Source organism: Actinophytocola sp. (genome assembly GCF_036002505.1).
Lineage (GTDB): Bacteria > Actinomycetota > Actinomycetes > Mycobacteriales > Pseudonocardiaceae > DASYTH01.
This window is the reverse complement of sequence record NZ_DASYTH010000155.1, coordinates 1-16586: the sequence shown is the minus strand read 5'-3', so window position 1 is coordinate 16586 and position 16586 is coordinate 1. Positions and strand designations below refer to the sequence as shown.

Sequence of the window (16586 nt, the reverse complement as noted above, 5' to 3'; positions counted from 1 at the left end):
GTCACTTTGGGTGATTGGGTGTGATCGGCCGAGCGGGCTGAGCGGGGTGGGGTTGGGGGATGTAGTCGGTTGGGCTGTTTGGCTCACGACTTTCGTTGGGTTCCCATTAACGTTCTTCACGTTTGCGGACCATGGGGAAGTGTTGTGTGGCATGTTGGTCGCCTGTCAAGTGGTCGCCGGGAGGAGGTATTTGGCCGGATGACCGCGGTTGACCGAACGGTGGGTGGCGGTGAGGCGGTGGCCGATCCGGTGGGACCACGTGACGTCGCCGAGGATGATCGGGCGCTGCTGGAGCGGTTGCGGGCGGGGGAGGACTCGGCGTTCGGGGAGTTGTTCGCGCGGCATTCCCGGGCTGTGCGGCGGCTGGCGTTCGGGTTGGTGCAGGACCGGTCGGAGGCCGAGGATCTCACGGCTGAGGCGTTCTTCCGGGTGTTGCAGGCGATCCGGCGGGGGGCGGGGCCCGTCGACAATGTCCGGGCGTACCTGCTGATCGTCGCCAGGCGGGTGGCCTGGGAGTGGCGGGCGCGGCGGCGGGATGTGCCGGTGTCCGACGAGGAGCTGACCGATCGGGCGGGGAGCGACCCCGACGCCTTGGGGCAGTCGGCGGAGCGGAACCTGATCACGCGGGCGTTCACCAGTTTGCCGGAGCGGTGGCGCAGCGTGCTGTGGAAGGTCGAGGTGGAGGGGGAGCGGCCGGCGGTCGTGGCGACGAACTTCGGGTTGTCGGCGAACGCGACGGCGGCGCTGGCCCGGCGGGCGCGGCAGGGGTTGCGGGCGGCTTACCTGCAGGCGCACCTGGCCGCCGAGCGGAGCGCGACCGGGTGCCGGGACGTGCTGGAGAAATTGGGTGCGTACACGGCTGGGAGCATCAGGGGGTCGGAGCGCCGGCGGATCCGGGCGCACCTGGCGTCGTGTCCGTCGTGCACCACGATGCATGCCGAGTTGCAGGACGTCTATTCGGGGCTGCGGGCACATGCCGTGTTGCTGACGGCGCCGGTGGTGGCGGTTGCCGGGTGGGAGCTGTCCCGTGCGGTGGCGACGACCGGCGGGTTGGGTGCGACCGTGAAGGGGTTGCTGGCGAGCGCGAAGGTCCAGGTGGCGCTGGCCGCGACGTCGGCGGCGGCGGTGGGGGTGCTGGGGTTGGTGACCGGGCCGTGGGGGCCGGGGGCGCCGGTCGCTCAGGACGACCTGGACGGGGACCGCGGCGCCGAGCTGGTGATCACCGGGTCGCAGCCGTCCGACCGGACCAGCTCGCAGACGATCGCGCTGACCACCGGCGAGTACAGCACGGCGGCCGTGGTGCCGAGCCGGCGGACGCTGCGGCCGGGGGCGGGGAACGCGGTTCCGGCCACGAACGCGGGCGGGTCGCCGGAGGTGGTGGCGGCGCCGGCCAAGAGCGGGTTCGACGAGGGCGCGCTGGTGGTGTACCGGGAGACCGCCATCGAGCAGCGCTCGGAGACCTACGCCGGCATCGCGACGGTGTACGAGACCAGGTCGGTGACCGAGGTCAACGCCGAGAACCAGACCAGGACGTACACCGAGACCACGAAGTACACCAAGCCGGCGGCGCAGCCGGTCGGAACGAACTCGGAGCCGAAGTCCGACTCGCCGCAGGTGACCCCGGACGCGGCGACCGGCACGACCGCGACCACCACCACGAGCGCGCAGAAGACTTCGGCGTCCACGGGGACGCGCAAGCGCTGAACCGAGAACGATCAAGATCGCCAACGGTCGCTTTCCGCGCATGGTCGATGCGAGAATTGTTCCCATGGCGAAAACGGTGACCGCCGCGGACGGGTCGCAATGGACGGTACACAGCACGCTGGAGTGGCGCACCCCCGCCACCGCCATCGACTTCGAGCATGACATCAGCGCCGGGCGCGGGCCCACCGCCGTCATGCTGTCAATCGTGGTCGTGCTGGCGCTGATCCTTGTCGTATGGACGCCGAAGGCCGTGGTGGTGCCTGCCTGGGTGGTCCTCATCCTGGTGTTGGTGCTGCTGTTCTTCCCGGTCCGCTGGGTGCTGCGCCGGCCCTACACCCTGGTCGCGGCCATGGGCGATGACGGTGAGGGAAATCCGAAGGAGCGCTGGGTCGGCACGGTGCGCGGCGCGTACAAGCAGCGTCAGCAGATCGCCAGGACTGTCCGTAGCATCGCGTTCGAGTCGCGACCCGCGGTCGAGGGTCCGCTCAAGCCGGTCGTCACTCCGGAGATGATCATCACGACGGAGCCGACCAAGAAGAAGGTCAGCGCCGACGACGACTAGCGAGGAGTGGGTGCCGGTGCCAGAACTTCCCGAGGTCGAGGCGCTGGCCCACCACCTGCGTGAGCACGGCGTCGGGCGCACGGTCCACCGGGTGGACGTGGCGTCGCTGAGCGTGCTGAAGACGGCGAGCCCGCCGTGGACGGCGCTGCACGGGCGGACGGTGACCGGCGCGGGCCGGTTCGGCAAGTACCTCGACCTGGACTGCGACGGCCTGCACCTGGTGACGCACCTGGCCCGGGCCGGCTGGCTGCGCTGGTCGGACACGATGTCGGCGGCGCCGCCGAAGCCGGGGAAGGGGCCGCTGGCGCTGCGGGTGCACCTGGGCAAGCCCGGGGACGGACCGGGGTTCGACCTGACCGAGGCCGGCACGAAGAAGGGCCTCGCGGTGTGGATCGTGGACGACCCCGCGCAGGTGCCGCAGATCGCCTCGCTCGGGCCGGACGCGCTGGGCCTCACCCGGGACCAGCTCGGCGACCTGCTGGCCGGGCGGTCGGAACGGCTGAAGACCGCGCTGACCGATCAGAAGATCATGTCCGGGGTGGGCAACGCCTACTCCGACGAGATCATGCACACCGCGCGGCTGTCCCCGTACGCCACCGCCGGGCGGCTCAGTGCGGACGCGCTGGATCACCTGCACACGGCGCTCATCTCGGTGCTGACCGACGCGGTGGCCCGCTCGGTCGGCCAGCACGCCGCGCGGCTCAAGGGCGAGAAGCGCTCGGGCCTCCGGGTGCATGCCCGGACCGGTCTGCCGTGCCCGGTGTGCGGCGACACGGTGCGCGAGGTTTCCTTCGCCGACAAGGCGTTCCAGTACTGCCCCACCTGCCAGACCGGCGGCAAGCCCCTCGCCGACCGCCGCCTCTCCCGCCTCCTCAAATAGCTGACTTGTCGCGGGAACTTCCCGTGACAAGTCGCACCTGTCGTGGGAAGAACCCGCGACAAGTCAGGTAACGAGGAGGACCTCGAGGTTGCGTGGGCCGTGCACGCCCTCGACGCGGTTGAGCTCGATGTCGCTGGTGGCCGACGGACCGGAGATGAACGTCAGCGGGCGGACCGGGTCGAGCGCGGCGAGCGCCTCCGGGACGGTGCCGACGATCTGCTTGGCGCGCACCACGCAGAGGTGGTAATCCGGGACCAGGGTGAGCGCCCGCCGGCCCTGGGTGGGCCCGGCGTCCAGCACGATGGTGCCGGTCTCGGCGATCGCAACGGCGCAGCCGGTGAGCACGCCGTGCACCTCGTCGAGCGCCTCGACCCCCAGCGGCGGGTCGTCGATCTGCCAGTCGAAACCGTTGACACACCAGGACGCCGGCAGGTCGGCGGGCACCACGACGCTCCCCGCGTCCCGCGCGCGCAGCGCGGCCTCGATGGCGGCCGGCAGCTTCTTCGCGGTGACCTGGCTGACCTTGGCCCGGTAGTCGGCGACCCGTTCGGCGAACAGCGCCGCCAGGTCGTCCACCGGGCGCGTGACGTCGTAGTCCCGGGGCACCGCCGGTGCGGCCGGCCGGTCGACGAGGGAACGGCGGATCCGGCCGAGGATCTCGATGCGGGCATCAGCCACGGGTCCTCCTCCACCAGGCCCGGAACGACTCCTTCGCCGGCGCGGGCGCGTCCCGGCTGACCGTCCACTTGGAACCCGGCCAGGGCAGCCGGGAGATCGTCCCGTCGTGGCCGAGGTACCGGGCCAGCGCGCCGGCCTTCTGCGCGGCCTCGTAGCGCCGGGAGCTCCCGAAGATCCAGGCCAGGGCCGCCATGCCGACCGCCTCCGGGGTCCGGTTTCCTTTGGCGGCAACGACTTCCGCGCGCAGGTGGACGAGCACCGAGGGAATGTCGATCCGAACCGGACAGACCTCGAAGCAGGCGCCGCACAGCGAGGAGGCGTACGGGAGCGAGGCGACGTGCTTGTCCTCCGGGGCCTCGGCGAGCAGCGGGGTGAGGATGGCGCCGATCGGCCCGGGGTAGACCGAGCCGTACGCGGCGCCGCCGGTGCGCTCGTACACCGGGCAGACGTTCAGGCAGGCCGAGCACCGGATGCAGCGCAGCGCCGCCCGCCCGACCGGGTCGGCGAGCGTCGCGGTGCGCCCGTTGTCCAGCAGGACGAGGTGGAACGCCTGCGGACCGTCGCCGGGCGTGACCCCGGTCCAGATCGAGGTGTACGGGTTCATCCGTTCCGCGGTGGAGGAGCGCGGCAGCAGCTGCAGGAACACCTCGAGGTCGCGCCAGGTCGGCAGCACCTTCTCCAGGCCCATCACGGTGATCAGTGTCTGCGGCAGGGTCAGGCACATCCGCCCGTTGCCCTCCGACTCCAGCACCACCACCGAACCCGTGTCGGCGACGGCGAAGTTGGCGCCGGAGATCGCCACCGTGGCGGACAGGAACTTCCGTCGCAGATGCTCGCGGGCCACCTCGGCGAGCGCGGCCGGCGCGTCGGTCAGATCCGGCGGCGCGCCGGGCACCTCGCGGGCGAAGATCTCCCGGATCTCCGCGCGGTTGCGGTGGATCGCCGGCACCAGGATGTGCGACGGCCGGTCGTGTCCCAGTTGGACGATCAGCTCGGCGAGGTCGGTCTCCACCACGCCGACGCCGGCGGCCTCGAGCGCCTCGTTCAGCCCGATCTCCGCGGTGGCCATGGACTTCACCTTGACCACCTCGCGCGCGCCGGCCTCCCGGGTCAGCCGCAGCACGATCGCGTTGGCCTCGGCGGCATCCCGCGCCCAGTGCACCACGCCGCCGCGGGCGGTCACCGCGGCCTCCAGCTTCTCCAGGTAGGTGTCCAAATGGAACAGAACGTCGTTCTTGATCGCCTCGCCGGCCAGCCGCAGCCGCTCCCAGTCGGGCAGCTCGGCCACCGCGTTCGCGCGCTTGTTCCGGATGGTGTGCGTGGCGTGCCGGAGGTTGCGGCGCAGCTGCGGATCCCGCAGCGCCTCGGCCGCGGCGCGCGGGAACGTGGGCGAACCCAACCAGGTCACCGGGTTACGGGCCATGGCTCCTCCTCCGTGCTGGCCAGGATCTCCGCGAGGTGCACGGCCCGAACCCCGGAGCGCATCCGGGACAGCCCGCCGCCGATGTGCATGAGGCACGAGTTGTCGCCCGCGGTCACGAACTCCGCGCCGGTGCCCAGCACGTTCCACATCTTGTCGGTGAGCATCGCGGTGGACGTGTCCGCGTTCTTCACCGCGAACGTTCCGCCGAAGCCGCAACAGGACTCCGCCTCGTCCAGCTCGATCAGCTCCAGCCCGCGCACGTTCGACAGCAGCTCCATTGGCCGCTCGCCGACCCCGAGCAGGCGCAGCGAGTGGCACGTCGGGTGGTAGGTGACCCGGTGCGGGAAGTACGCCCCCACGTAGGTCACCCCGAGAACGTCCACCAGCAGCTCGGACAGCTCGTACATGCGTGGGACCGAAGTGGACCCGTCGAGCAGCTTCGGGTACACGTCCCGCACCATGCCCACGCACGAGCCGGACGGCGCGACCACCGCGTCGTAGCCGGCGAACGCGGACGCGAGCGTGCGCGCCAGCGGCACGGCGTGCTCGCGGTAGCCGGTGTTGTAGTGCATCTGGCCGCAGCACGTGGCGTCCAACGGGAAATCCACCGTGCAGCCGAGCCGTTCGAGCAACCGCACCACCGCGCGCGCGGTGTCCGGGAAGAACGTGTCCGTCAGGCATGTCGGAAACAGCGCCACGCGTGTTGTCTGGACCGCCACGATCAGTACCGTATCCCGGTGACCCTTGCTACACCGCTATTCATCACCGAGGATTGGTTGGCGCTACGCCATCGAGTCAGGAAGTAAACACTGTGGCCCAGGTGTTGACGGAGCGGGCCCTGGTCGGCGCGATCGCGGTGCTCATCGTGCTCGCCGCCTTCTATTTCCTGCTCAGGAACCGGAAAAGCGACGGTTCGGTGGCCGACGCGGTGCTCGACGCCGTGCAGCGGCTGTCCAAGGCCGCGCCCGAGCTGCGCAACGGGCTGACCGAGCAGGCCGCCGACCAGGCCACCAAGCACCTGGTGGAGATGCTCAAGTGCGTGGCCATCGGGATCACCAACGCCGAGGGCCGGCTGCTGTCCTGGGACGGCGGCGCCAACGAGCACTACGAGGACCTCACCGCGGCGGTGGAGTCGGCGCTGCGCCGGGGACATCGCGAGCATCTCAGCCACACCGACCTGCCGTGCAACCAGCGCAGCCGCTGCCCGATGCGCACCGCGGTGATCGTGCCGCTGATCATCGACGGGGACGTCGGCGGCACCCTGATCGTGATCGGCGGGGCGGAGAGCAAACGGCTGATCCGGGCCGCCGACGAGGTGGCCCAGTTCATCTGCATCCAGCTGGAGCTGGCCAAGCTCGACGAGTCCAAGCAGCAGCTGGCCCGCGCGGAGCTGCGCATGCTGCGCGCGCAGATCTCCCCGCACTTCCTGTACAACGCGCTGAACGCGATCTCCTCGCTGATCCGCACGGACCCCGAGCAGGCCCGGGACCTGCTGCAGGACTTCGCCGAGTTCACCCGGTACTCGTTCCGCTCGTCGAGCCTGTTCACCCGGCTCTCCGACGAGATCCGCAACATCGAGCGCTACCTGGCCATCCAGCACCAGCGCTACCAGGAGCGGCTCAACGTCCGGCTCAAGATCGCGCCGGAGGTGCTCAACGTGGTGGTGCCGTTCCTGGTGTTGCAGCCGCTGGTGGAGAACGCCGTGCAGCACGGCATCGCGCCGAAGCCGGGCGGCGGCACGGTCACCGTGGTGGCGCACGACAACGGCAACGAGGCGCTGATCAGCGTGGAGGACGACGGCATCGGCATGGACGCCGACCGGCTGTTCGAGGATCTCAAGGACGCGCACAAGACCGGCGCGCACGTCGGCCTCGGCAACATCAACCAGCGGATGCGGTCCGTGTTCGGCGACGAGTACGCGCTGATGGTGGAGACCGCGCCGGGTGCCGGCATGAAGGTCATCCTGCGGGTGCCCAAGTTCTTCCCCGGGGTGCGCACCGACCTGCCGGAGTACGCCGCCTCGGAAGAGGAGGGCGGGGACGCGGAGCCGGCGGCGGTGGCCGACGGTCTCAGCCGGCGCGCCCGTTAACTGCGAGTACACGTAACCTTGGGCCCATGAGTGTCACGGACAGGCTGGTCTCCCGGCTGCCCAGGATCGGCGAGCGCGGCGGCACCGCCCCCGTGGTCGCCGTGGTCAAGCTGCATGGCGTGATCACCCCGACGCCCTCGCCGCTGGGCCGGGGCACCATCAACGTCAACAACGTCGAGTCGGCCCTGACCCGCGCCTTCGAGCACGACCGCCTGGCCGCGGTGGCCCTCACGATCAACTCGCCGGGTGGCGCGCCGACCCAGTCCGCGCTCGTCGCCGAGCGGATCCGGGAGCTGGCCGGCCGCAAGAAGGTGAAGGTGCTGGCGTTCTGCGAGGACGTCGCGGCCTCCGGCGGCTACTGGCTGGCCTGCGCGGGCGACGAGATCTACGCGCACCCGTCCTCGCTGGTCGGTTCCATCGGCGTGGTGTCGGCCGGGTTCGGGCTGACCGGGCTGCTGGAGCGCATCGGGGTGGAGCGCCGGGTGTACACCGCGGGCACCAACAAGGTGCGGCTCGACCCGTTCAAGCCGGAGAAGGCCGAGGACGTCGAGTGGCTCACCACGCTGCAGTCCCAGCTGCACGAGCAGTTCGCCGACTGGGTGCGCAAACGCCGCGGGGACAAGCTGAACGCCGACCACCCGGACCTGTTCACCGGCGAGGTGTGGACCGGGTCGAAGGCGGTGGAGCTCGGCCTGGCCGACGGCGTGGGCAACCTGCGCGAGGTGATCAATGAGCGGTACCCGGACGCGGAGATCAGCGTGGCCGAGCCGAAGCGCCCGCTGCTGGCCCGGCTGGGGCTGGCCGGCGCGGCCGGTATGGGCATGTCCACCGCGGACCGGGTGCTGGCCGCGATGGAGGCCGTCGAGACCCGCGCGGCGTGGTCCCGGTTCGGGCTGTAACGATGACCGCGCTGCGTAGCCGGAGGTCACCCGGCCGGGTGGCCCCCGATTTGACGGTTTACAGGTACGCCGTGCGGTAGGCAGGATTCTTCTCACTGTGAGTACCGCAAATAATCCCGCCGGCCTCGTCGTTCTTGCCGTGGACGATGAGAAGGACGGCATGGACGTCCTGCTCGAGCGGTTGAACGGCAACCGCTACGTACGGCGGATCATCCAGGCCTTCGACGCCACCGGCGCGCTGCGGGTGCTCAGCGGCGACGACCACGAGCTGGCCGCGCGGCGCAACGCCGGCCGGCCGATCGTGGACGCGGTGTTCTCCGACCTGAAGATGCCCGGGCTCACCGGCATGGAGATGGCCAAGGTGCTGGCCGGGTTCAAGCCGTCCCCGGTGCTGATCTTCGTCACCGGGCACGGCGAGGGCGAGGACGCGGTCGAGGCGTTCGAGCTGGGCGCGGTGGACTTCATCCCCAAGCCGTGCGACCAGATCCGGATGGACCGGGCGATCCAGCGGGTGATCTCCAAGCTGCGCGGCGACGGGCTCACCGGCGAGGCACCCACCGTGGTCGAGCCCAGCGACGACGAGGTCATCCCGGTGGAGCTGGCCGGCACCACCAAGCTGATCCCGCGCTCGTCGGTGCGCTGGGTGGAGGCGCAGGGCGACTACGCCCGGCTGTTCACCGCCGAGGGCTCGCACCTGGTGCGGATCCCGTTGGCACAGCTGGAGGAGCGCTGGGAGAAGGCCGGCTTCGTGCGCATCCACCGGTCCTACCTGGTACCCGTCGCGTTGATCACCGAGCTGCAGCTCGGCGGCAACGGCTACCACGTGATCATCGGCAACGGCGAGCGCAAGCTCCCGGTCAGCCGCCGGCACACCCGCGAGCTCAAGGACCGGATCACCCGTGGGGGCGCGCTATGACCGAGCGGGCCGGCGATGCCTGGACTGAGGAGCAGCGCAGGGAGCGAGGAGGAGGGGGCGGGCCCCGTCAGGGGGTCGGTATGGGCACCGGCGACCGAGCAGCGGACGAGGGAAGGCATCGCGTCAAGGCCCGCTCACGCGAGCGGAGCGAGCAAATTCAATACGAGGATCCGCCGACCAAGCCGCGGCGCAAGCGGGTGGTGCTGGCCGACTCGCGGGCGCCGGTGACGGTGCTGCGCACGGTGGTCGAGCTGGAGGAGCAGACCAGCTACGGCGAGGAGCTGGTGCGGCAGTTCATCCGGGTGCAGTTGCGCCTCGCGGTCCGGTTATGGGGCGGGGCCGTGCTGTTCCTGGCCTGCCTGCCGGCGGTGTTCCACTTCGTGCCGCAACTGTCCGAAGTGACCGTCTCCGGTGTCCGGTTGCCCTGGCTGGTGCTGGGCATCCTGCCGTTCCCCCTGCTGTTCGGGATCGGGTATTGGTACAACTTGTTGGCCGAACGCAAAGAGCGTGACTTCGTCGATATGGTCGAGAAGTAGGCTCGGCGCAGCACACCCGGACACGTTGGGTCAACTTGTGGAACTGAATCTGTGGGCGTTAGCCGGCCTCGCGACGGTCGCGTTCGCCACGTTCTACATCGGCTACCGGAGCTCGCGCCTGGCCAGCACCACCCCGGACTTCCTGGTGGCCCGGCGCGCCGTGCGGTCCAGCCGCAACGCCGCCGCGGTGTCCGGGGAGTACCTGTCGGCCGCCTCGTTCCTCGGTGTCGCCGGCCTCGTGCTCAAGGACGGGGTGGACGCGCTGTGGTACCCGATCGGCTTCACCGCGGGATACCTGGCGCTGATGGTGTTCGTCGCCGCGCCGCTGCGCCGGTCCGGGGCGTACACCCTGCCCGACTTCTGCGAGGCCCGGCTCGGCTCCCGCGGGCTGCGCGGCCTGTCCACGGTGTTCGTGGTGTTCATCGGGATGCTCTACCTCGTGCCGCAGCTGCAGGGCGCCGGGCTCACCGTCACCCGGGTGACGGCCATGCCGAACTGGGTCGGCTCGGCGCTCGTGGCCGTCATCGTGGTGGTCAACGTGTTCGGCGGCGGCATGCGGGCGATCACCGTGGTGCAGGCGTTCCAGTACTGGCTGAAGCTCTTCGCCATCGCCGCGCCGACGTTCATCATGTGCGCGCTGTTCATCAAGAACGGCGGGGTGGGCACGAGCCAGAGCACCGGGCTCACCGAGGACCTGCCGCCCACGTTCACCAGCAACGCCACGATCAACGTCACCACCCCGGTGGAGCTGCAGGTGAAGGAGGCGGTGTGGCTGCTGGCCGAGGGCGTGGTGGACGGCGCCCCGGCACACGGCTCCACGTTCTGGGCGGCCAAGACGCACACCGTGGACGCCGGCACCGAGCTGCAGTTCTTCACCGGCTCGTCGGTGCCGGTGGTGGTCGGCGCGCCGGCGGACAACGCCAGCTGGTTGCGGCCGGTGCCCGGGACCTCGGACATGTTCCTGACGTACTCGCTGATCCTGGCCACGTTCCTGGGCACCATGGGGCTGCCGCACGTGCTGGTCCGCTTCTACACCAACCCGGACGGCCGCGCGGCCCGGCGCACCACCCTGCACGTGCTGCTGCTGCTGTCGCTGTTCTACCTGTTCCCCATGCTGATCGGCGCGCTGTCCCGGCTGTACGTGCCGGAGCTGCTGGTCACCGGCCGCTCGGACCTCGCGGTGCTGGCGCTGCCCTCCAAGATCGCACCCGGGGTGCTCGGCGAGGTGCTCGGCGCGATCACCGCGGCCGGCGCGTTCGCCGCGTTCCTGTCCACCTCCTCCGGTCTGGTGGTGAGCGTGGCCGGGGTGCTGTCCACCGACGTGCTGCCCGGGCGGGTGCGGGACTTCAAGCTGGGCACCGCGATCGCCGGGGTCGTGCCGCTGGGGCTGGCGATCCTGCTGCGGCCGACGGACATCTCGCTCACCGTGGGCATGTCGTTCGCGCTGGCCGCGTCCACGTTCGCGCCGGTGCTGCTGCTGGGGATCTGGTGGCGCAACCTGACCTGGGTAGGCGCCGCCGCCGGCATCGTGGTGGGCGGCGCGCTGGTGCTCGGCGCCCTGGTCGTCGGCACGGTCAGTGACTACACCGGGCACTGGGCCTGGCCGCTGTTCAGCCAGCCGGCCATCGTCACCGTGCCCGTCGCGTTCCTCATCGTGATCCTGGTGAGCAAGGCCACCCAGGGCACGAAACCGCCGGACGTGAACCGGATCCGGCTGCGCATGCACGCCCCGGACCGCCTCGGCTTCATCCGCGACCGGGACATCGCCCGCTTCGGCTCTCCCGAGGACCGCGCCCGCCTCGCCAACGGCCGCCACCGCCAGTAACCCGGACGCCACGTCACGACAAGCCGCTTTTGTATCGGGGCTGGTGCACTTAGGGTTCGCTGAGAGAGCGAACGATGGGAGCCCCGATGTCGGTGCCCGCCGATCGCGAGCCCGCCGTCGAGCTCGCCCGGTCCTGGCGTGGCCCGTGGTCGCGGGCGGATCCGGCGGCCGCGCTGGCCATGGCCAGGCATATCGCCGCCGACCTGCGGGACGGGCTGGCCGGGACGGGAGTGCGGGCGGCGGCCCGGTCGGTGCGCCGGCTGCTGGACGCCGACGGGGTGGGGCTGGCGGACCTGTCCGGGATCCCGGTGTGGGCCGGCACGCAGCCGGCCGGTGACGCCGCGGAGATCCTGGTGCGGCAGGTCCTGCACGCCGAGACCCGCGCGGGGCGCCCGCCGCTGATGGCGCTGCCGCTGCACGTTCAGGACGAGCTGGCCGGCGTGCTGCTGGTGCACGGCAACGCCCGGCGCGCGCTGGTGAAGGAGGCCGCCGCGCTGATTGTGGAGTCGTTGCAGCGCGGCCGGCTGGAGGCGTCGGCCGAGCAGGCGGCGCAGGCCGAGTTGCGGGCGCTGCGCGCGGAGATCTCGCCGCATTTCGTGTACAACGCGCTGACCGTGATCGCCTCGCTGGTCCGCTCGGAGCCGGACCGGGCCCGCGACCTGATGCTGGACTTCGCCGACTACATCCGCTACAGCCTGGCCCGGCACGGCGAGTACACCACGGTGGCCGACGAGTTCCACGCCATCGAGACGTACCTGGCGCTGCAGCGTGCGGTGCTCGGCGAGCGGCTGCGGGTGCAGGTCCGGGTGGCCCCCGAGGTGCTCGCCGTCGCGCTGCCTTACCTTGTGCTGCAACCACTTGTGGAGAACGCGGTGCGGCACGGCATCGAGCCGCACGTCGGTCCGGGACTGGTCCAGGTGCGCGGCGAGGCCGAGGGCAACGACTGCGTGATCAGCGTCGAGGACGACGGCGTCGGGATGGATCCCGCGCTGGCCGAAGGGATCCTGGCCGGGCGCGCCGCGTCGGACGGGGTGCAGGACGGCCCGACCAAGGTCGGACTGGCCAATGTGGACCGACGGCTGCGCACCGTCTACGGCCCCTGGTACGGCCTGGTGGCGGAGACCGCTGTCGGCGCCGGAACCCGGGTCGTGGTGCGGATTCCCCGGTTCCAGCCGGGGGTGATGCCGTGAGCATTATCGCGTTGAGGCCTGCTCATGCGAGCGGAGCGAGCCGATGGGCACTGCCATGACCGGTCTCCGGGTGCTGGCGGTCGACGACGTGCCGCCCGCACTGAACGAGCTGTGCACGTTGCTGCGCGAGGCGCCCGAGGTCGACGAGGTGCTCGCCGCCGGGGACCCGCTGACCGCGCTGCGCATGATCCAGAGCGACCGGTTCGACGCGGTGTTCCTGGACGTGGCGATGCCCGGGCTGGACGGGCTGGAGTTGGCTTCCCTGCTGGCCAAGCTGAGTGAGCCGCCGGTGATCGTGTTCGTCACCGCCTACGACAAGCACGCCGTGGCCGCCTACGGCATCGGCGCGGTGGACTACCTGCTCAAGCCGGTGCGGGCGGAGCGGCTGGCCGACGCGCTGGCCCGGGTGCTGCGGGTGGTGCCGGACGGTCCGGTGGAAAATTCGGCACAGCCCCAGGCGCTGCCGGACGCAATGGCCGCGCTGCCGGTGGAGACCGGTGGGCGGACCCGGTACGTGCGGCGCAACGAGGTGCACTACGTGGAGGCGCACGGCGACTACGTGCGGCTGTACACCAAGACCGGGGTGCACCTGGTGCGGATGCCGATCTCGCGGCTGGAGGAGTACTGGGAGGCGGCCGGGTTCGTCCGGGTGCACCGCAGCTTCCTGGTCGCCCTCGGCGCGGTCCGCGAGCTGCGCAGCGACTCGGTCGGCGGTCTGCTCGCGCACACCGACCTCGGCGACGTTCCGGTGAGCCGCCGGCACGCCCGGGAGCTGCGCGAACGCCTGCTGCACGCGGCCCGCAACGGCCAGCTCGACCGGTCCGGGCGGCCCTGATGTCGCAGCGCCGGGTTGCGGTGATGAGCCCGCAGACCCGCCACGCCCATGCCCACCGTCGCCTCCGCGGTCGCTGGCGAGTGCCCACCTTGGACGCCCCGGGCGCCGAGCGGGCCTTGCGCCTGTATGAAGCCCAGCGCCGCCGCGCGGTTGCTCCGCTGGTGCTGCTGTTCGCCGGCATGCTCGGCCTGCCGTTGATCTTCGCGCTGTTCCCCGGCCTCGACGCCGCCCGCCTGTTCGACGTCCCACTGTCCTGGCTCGCGCTCGCCCTGCTGCCCTACCCCGGCCTGGTTCTCCTTGCCCGATGGCAACTCCACCGCGCCGAACGCATCGAGGACGAGCCGTGATCTTCGCGTTCGCGGTGGCGCCGGTCGTGCTGGTGACGCTGCTGATCGGGCTGCGCGGGGTGGCCGCGATGCGCACCACCTCGGACTTCCTGGTGGCCTCGCGGCAGGTGTCGCCGCTGCTGAACTCGGCGGCGGTGTCGGGGGAGTACCTGTCGGCGGCGTCGTTCCTGGGCGTCGCCGGGTTGGTGGTCAAGGACGGGATCGGCTCGCTGTGGTACCCGGTCGGGTTCACCGCCGGCTACATCGCGATGCTCGTTCTGGTCGCCGCGCCGATGCGCCGGTCGGGCGCGCTGACCGTGCCGGACTTCGCCGAGGCGCGGCTGGCCTCGCCGGCGCTGCGGCGGGTGGCGGCCGTGGTGATCCTGGTGATCGGCGGGCTGTACCTGGTGCCGCAGTTCCGGACGGCCGGGCTGGTGCTCAGCGCCGTCAGCGGCACGCCGTACTGGGTCGGTGTGGTGATCGCCGGCGCCGGGGTGGCGATCACGCTGGCGCTGGGCGGCATGAAGGCGGCCACCTACGTGCAGGCCTTCCAGTTCTTCCTGAAGCTGGTGCTGTTCATCGTCCCGGCGATCTGGCTGCTGGCCATGGTCGGGCCGGGCGTGCGCACCGAGGCCGTGCACCCCGTCGAGTTCACCCGGTTCGAGCGGGACATCCAGGTGAACTTCCGGGTCGGGGTGACCATGGACGTGGCCGAGCCGACGCCGGTGCGGATCAGCGGGCAGGACGTTCTGCTCGAGCCCGGACCGTGGCAGATCGGGGAGAACACCACGGTCACGTTCCCGGCCGGCGCGCCGGTGCCGCGGGTGCAGGGGCAGGCGCTGCTCGGCGGCGAGGGTTGGCAGCGCCCGCTGCTGGACCTGCGCCAGGCCGGCTACCCGCTGCTGGGGACCTGGGCGCTGCTGGTGTCGCTGATGCTCGGCACGATGGGTCTGCCGCACGTGCTGATGCGCTTCCACACCAGCCCGGACGGGCGGGCGGCGCGCCGGACCGCGGCGCTCACCGTCGGGCTGCTCAGCATGTTCTACCTGTTCCCGGGCATCTACGGGGTGCTCGGCCGGGTGCTGGTCCCGCATCTGTACCTCAACGGCGCCACCGACACCGCCGTGGTCGCGCTGCCCGCGCAGGTCGACCAGGGCGCGGTGGGCACCGCGTTCACCGGGCTGCTCACCGCGGGCGCGTTCGCCGCGTTCCTGGCCACCTCGCTCGGCCTGGTGCTGGTGGTGTCCGGCGCGATCTCCTACGACCTGCTGCCCGGCGGCCTCGGCGCGCTGCGGATCGCGGTGTTCGGCGCGGCGGCCACCGTGGTGCTGCTCGCCCTGGTGGCCATCCGGCTGGACGCCGGGGTGCTGGTGACCTGGGGGTTCACCGTGGCCGCGTCCACGTTCTGCCCGCTGCTGGTGCTCGGCATCTGGTGGTCGCGGCTGACCCTGGCCGGCGCGATGACCGGCGTGCTGGCCGGGCTGCTCGGCTCGGCCGGGGCGATCGCGGTGACGCTGTTCGGCCCGCCGCTGCACGGCTGGGTGGCGATCCTGGTCGCCCAGCCGGCGCCGTGGACCGTGCCGCTGGCGTTCCTCACCACGATCGGCGTGTCGCTCCGTGGCCGGCCGCCGGCCTGGGCGCATGCCGCGATGTTGCGGCTGCACCTGGACGAGGACCGGCCGGTGCGCACCGGACCGGACGCGGTGCGGGACCTCCACTCGACCCGGGCAACGCGCCGTTCGTCAGCCGTTCGTCGAATAACCGGACGCTTGGTCCGGCGGTGATTTCGCCTGCTCCCCGCACCTTCCTAGCGTGTGCCGCATCACACCCTTAGCGGGAGGTCGCGTGAGCGAGCTTGCGAGCGAACCAATGACACTGCCCCGCCGCCGAGCCTGCGAGGCGGCTGGGCTGGCCATCACCGAGCTTGCGAGGCGATGGCGTTGAGCACTTCCGAACAGACTCGTCCGGGTTCCGGGCCGGACTGGGCGTCCATCGAGCAGAGCGCGGACTTCGCGGTGCTGCGCCGGCGGCTGCGCGGCTTCGTCTTCCCGATGACCGTGGCGTTCCTGGTCTGGTACCTGCTGTACGTGCTGCTGTCCGACTACGCCCACGGGTTCATGTCCACCAAGGTGCTCGGCAACATCAACATCGGGCTGATCTTCGGCCTGCTGCAGTTCGCGTCCACCTTCGTGATCACCTGGCTGTACGTGCGGCACGCGAACAAGCACCTCGACCCGATCGCCGACAAGATCCGCGGCGAGATCGAGGGAGGTGCCGAATGAGCATGGCCGCCCTCGCCGACGTCAGCGTGCTGGCGCAGGCGAAAGCCGAAGCCAACCCGGCGCTCAACATCACCATCTTCGCGATCTTCGTGGCGATCACGCTGGTGATCGTGTTCCGGGCCAGCCGGACCAACAAGACGGCCGTGGACTACTACGCGGCCGGCCACGCCTTCACCGGCGCGCAGAACGGGATCGCCATCTCCGGCGACTACCTGTCCGCCGCGTCGTTCCTCGGGATCGCCGGCGCGATCGCCCTCACCGGCTACGACGGATTCCTGTACAGCATCGGCTTCCTCGTCGCGTGGCTGGTCGCTCTGCTGCTGGTCGCCGAGCCCCTACGCAACACCGGCCGCTTCACGATGGCGGACGTGCTGGCCTTCCGCATGCAGGAGCGCCCGGTCCGCACCGCGGCGGCGACGTCCACGCTTGCGGTGTCGTTCT

Annotated in this window: 17 protein-coding genes; 14 read left to right on the top strand and 3 right to left on the bottom strand. The window is 71.1% G+C overall.

The window, feature by feature from the left end; genetic code table 11:
• Positions 1-198 precede the first annotated feature (198 nt).
• The 3 genes from VGR06_RS13610 to VGR06_RS13600 all read left to right on the top strand — a co-directional run bounded on the left by VGR06_RS13610 (position 199) and on the right by VGR06_RS13600 (position 3146).
• Positions 199-1704 carry a sigma-70 family RNA polymerase sigma factor gene (locus VGR06_RS13610; protein WP_327559411.1) on the top strand — a complete coding sequence of 502 codons (1506 nt, stop codon included), beginning with the start codon at positions 199-201 and terminating at the stop codon, positions 1702-1704.
• Between the two features lie 64 nt (positions 1705-1768).
• Entirely contained in the window at positions 1769-2266 is a 498-nt protein-coding gene (locus tag VGR06_RS13605; protein WP_327559410.1) for a DUF983 domain-containing protein, read from the top strand.
• A 16-nt stretch (positions 2267-2282) separates the two neighbouring features.
• A complete protein-coding gene (locus VGR06_RS13600; RefSeq protein ID WP_327559409.1) occupies positions 2283-3146 on the top strand; it encodes an Fpg/Nei family DNA glycosylase in 864 nt (287 codons plus the stop codon).
• 63 nt (positions 3147-3209) lie between these two features.
• On the opposite strand, the gene VGR06_RS13595 is transcribed toward VGR06_RS13600, so the two are convergent.
• From VGR06_RS13595 to VGR06_RS13585, 3 genes are read right to left on the bottom strand one after another with little or no spacing between them, the layout of a single operon-like run.
• Positions 3210-3824, bottom strand: coding sequence for a lactate utilization protein C (locus tag VGR06_RS13595; RefSeq protein ID WP_327559408.1), 615 nt, complete (start codon positions 3822-3824; stop codon positions 3210-3212).
• Positions 3817-5247, bottom strand: coding sequence for a lactate utilization protein B (locus VGR06_RS13590; protein WP_327559407.1), 1431 nt, complete (start codon positions 5245-5247; stop codon positions 3817-3819). Before VGR06_RS13590 ends, VGR06_RS13595 begins: the two co-directional genes overlap by 8 nt.
• Positions 5229-5972, bottom strand: coding sequence for a (Fe-S)-binding protein (locus VGR06_RS13585; protein ID WP_414637251.1), 744 nt, complete (start codon positions 5970-5972; stop codon positions 5229-5231). Before VGR06_RS13585 ends, VGR06_RS13590 begins: the two co-directional genes overlap by 19 nt.
• An 86-nt stretch (positions 5973-6058) precedes the next feature.
• On the opposite strand from VGR06_RS13585, the gene VGR06_RS13580 reads away from it, so the two are divergent.
• From VGR06_RS13580 to VGR06_RS13530, 11 genes are all read left to right on the top strand, one after another.
• Positions 6059-7336: a sensor histidine kinase gene (locus VGR06_RS13580; RefSeq protein WP_414637249.1), complete on the top strand. Its 1278-nt coding sequence runs from the start codon at positions 6059-6061 to the stop codon at positions 7334-7336.
• A 26-nt stretch (positions 7337-7362) separates the two neighbouring features.
• Positions 7363-8235, top strand: coding sequence for a S49 family peptidase (locus VGR06_RS13575; protein WP_327559406.1), 873 nt, complete (start codon positions 7363-7365; stop codon positions 8233-8235).
• Positions 8236-8332: 97 nt separating this feature from the next.
• A complete protein-coding gene (locus VGR06_RS13570; protein ID WP_327559405.1) occupies positions 8333-9151 on the top strand; it encodes a LytR/AlgR family response regulator transcription factor in 819 nt (272 codons plus the stop codon).
• Between the two features lie 80 nt (positions 9152-9231).
• On the top strand, positions 9232-9687 hold the full coding sequence (locus tag VGR06_RS13565) for a hypothetical protein (protein WP_327559404.1): 456 nt from the start codon (positions 9232-9234) through the stop codon (positions 9685-9687).
• Between the two features lie 37 nt (positions 9688-9724).
• Positions 9725-11512, top strand: coding sequence for a cation acetate symporter (locus VGR06_RS13560; RefSeq protein ID WP_327559403.1), 1788 nt, complete (start codon positions 9725-9727; stop codon positions 11510-11512).
• A gap of 86 nt (positions 11513-11598) precedes the next feature.
• Positions 11599-12702, top strand: coding sequence for a sensor histidine kinase (locus VGR06_RS13555; RefSeq protein ID WP_414637248.1), 1104 nt, complete (start codon positions 11599-11601; stop codon positions 12700-12702).
• Between the two features lie 43 nt (positions 12703-12745).
• On the top strand, positions 12746-13537 hold the full coding sequence (locus VGR06_RS13550) for a LytR/AlgR family response regulator transcription factor (RefSeq protein ID WP_414637247.1): 792 nt from the start codon (positions 12746-12748) through the stop codon (positions 13535-13537).
• Positions 13537-13884 carry a hypothetical protein gene (locus tag VGR06_RS13545; RefSeq protein ID WP_327559402.1) on the top strand — a complete coding sequence of 116 codons (348 nt, stop codon included), beginning with the start codon at positions 13537-13539 and terminating at the stop codon, positions 13882-13884. Before VGR06_RS13550 ends, VGR06_RS13545 begins: the two co-directional genes overlap by 1 nt.
• Complete coding sequence (locus tag VGR06_RS13540; protein WP_327559401.1) at positions 13881-15647, top strand: cation acetate symporter; 1767 nt, start codon at positions 13881-13883, stop codon at positions 15645-15647. Before VGR06_RS13545 ends, VGR06_RS13540 begins: the two co-directional genes overlap by 4 nt.
• A 156-nt stretch (positions 15648-15803) precedes the next feature.
• On the top strand, positions 15804-16145 hold the full coding sequence (locus VGR06_RS13535; protein ID WP_327559400.1) for a DUF485 domain-containing protein: 342 nt from the start codon (positions 15804-15806) through the stop codon (positions 16143-16145).
• 2 nt (positions 16146-16147) lie between these two features.
• Positions 16148-16586 (top strand): sodium:solute symporter family transporter (locus VGR06_RS13530; protein WP_414637250.1); only part of this gene is annotated, 439 nt, incomplete at its 3' end.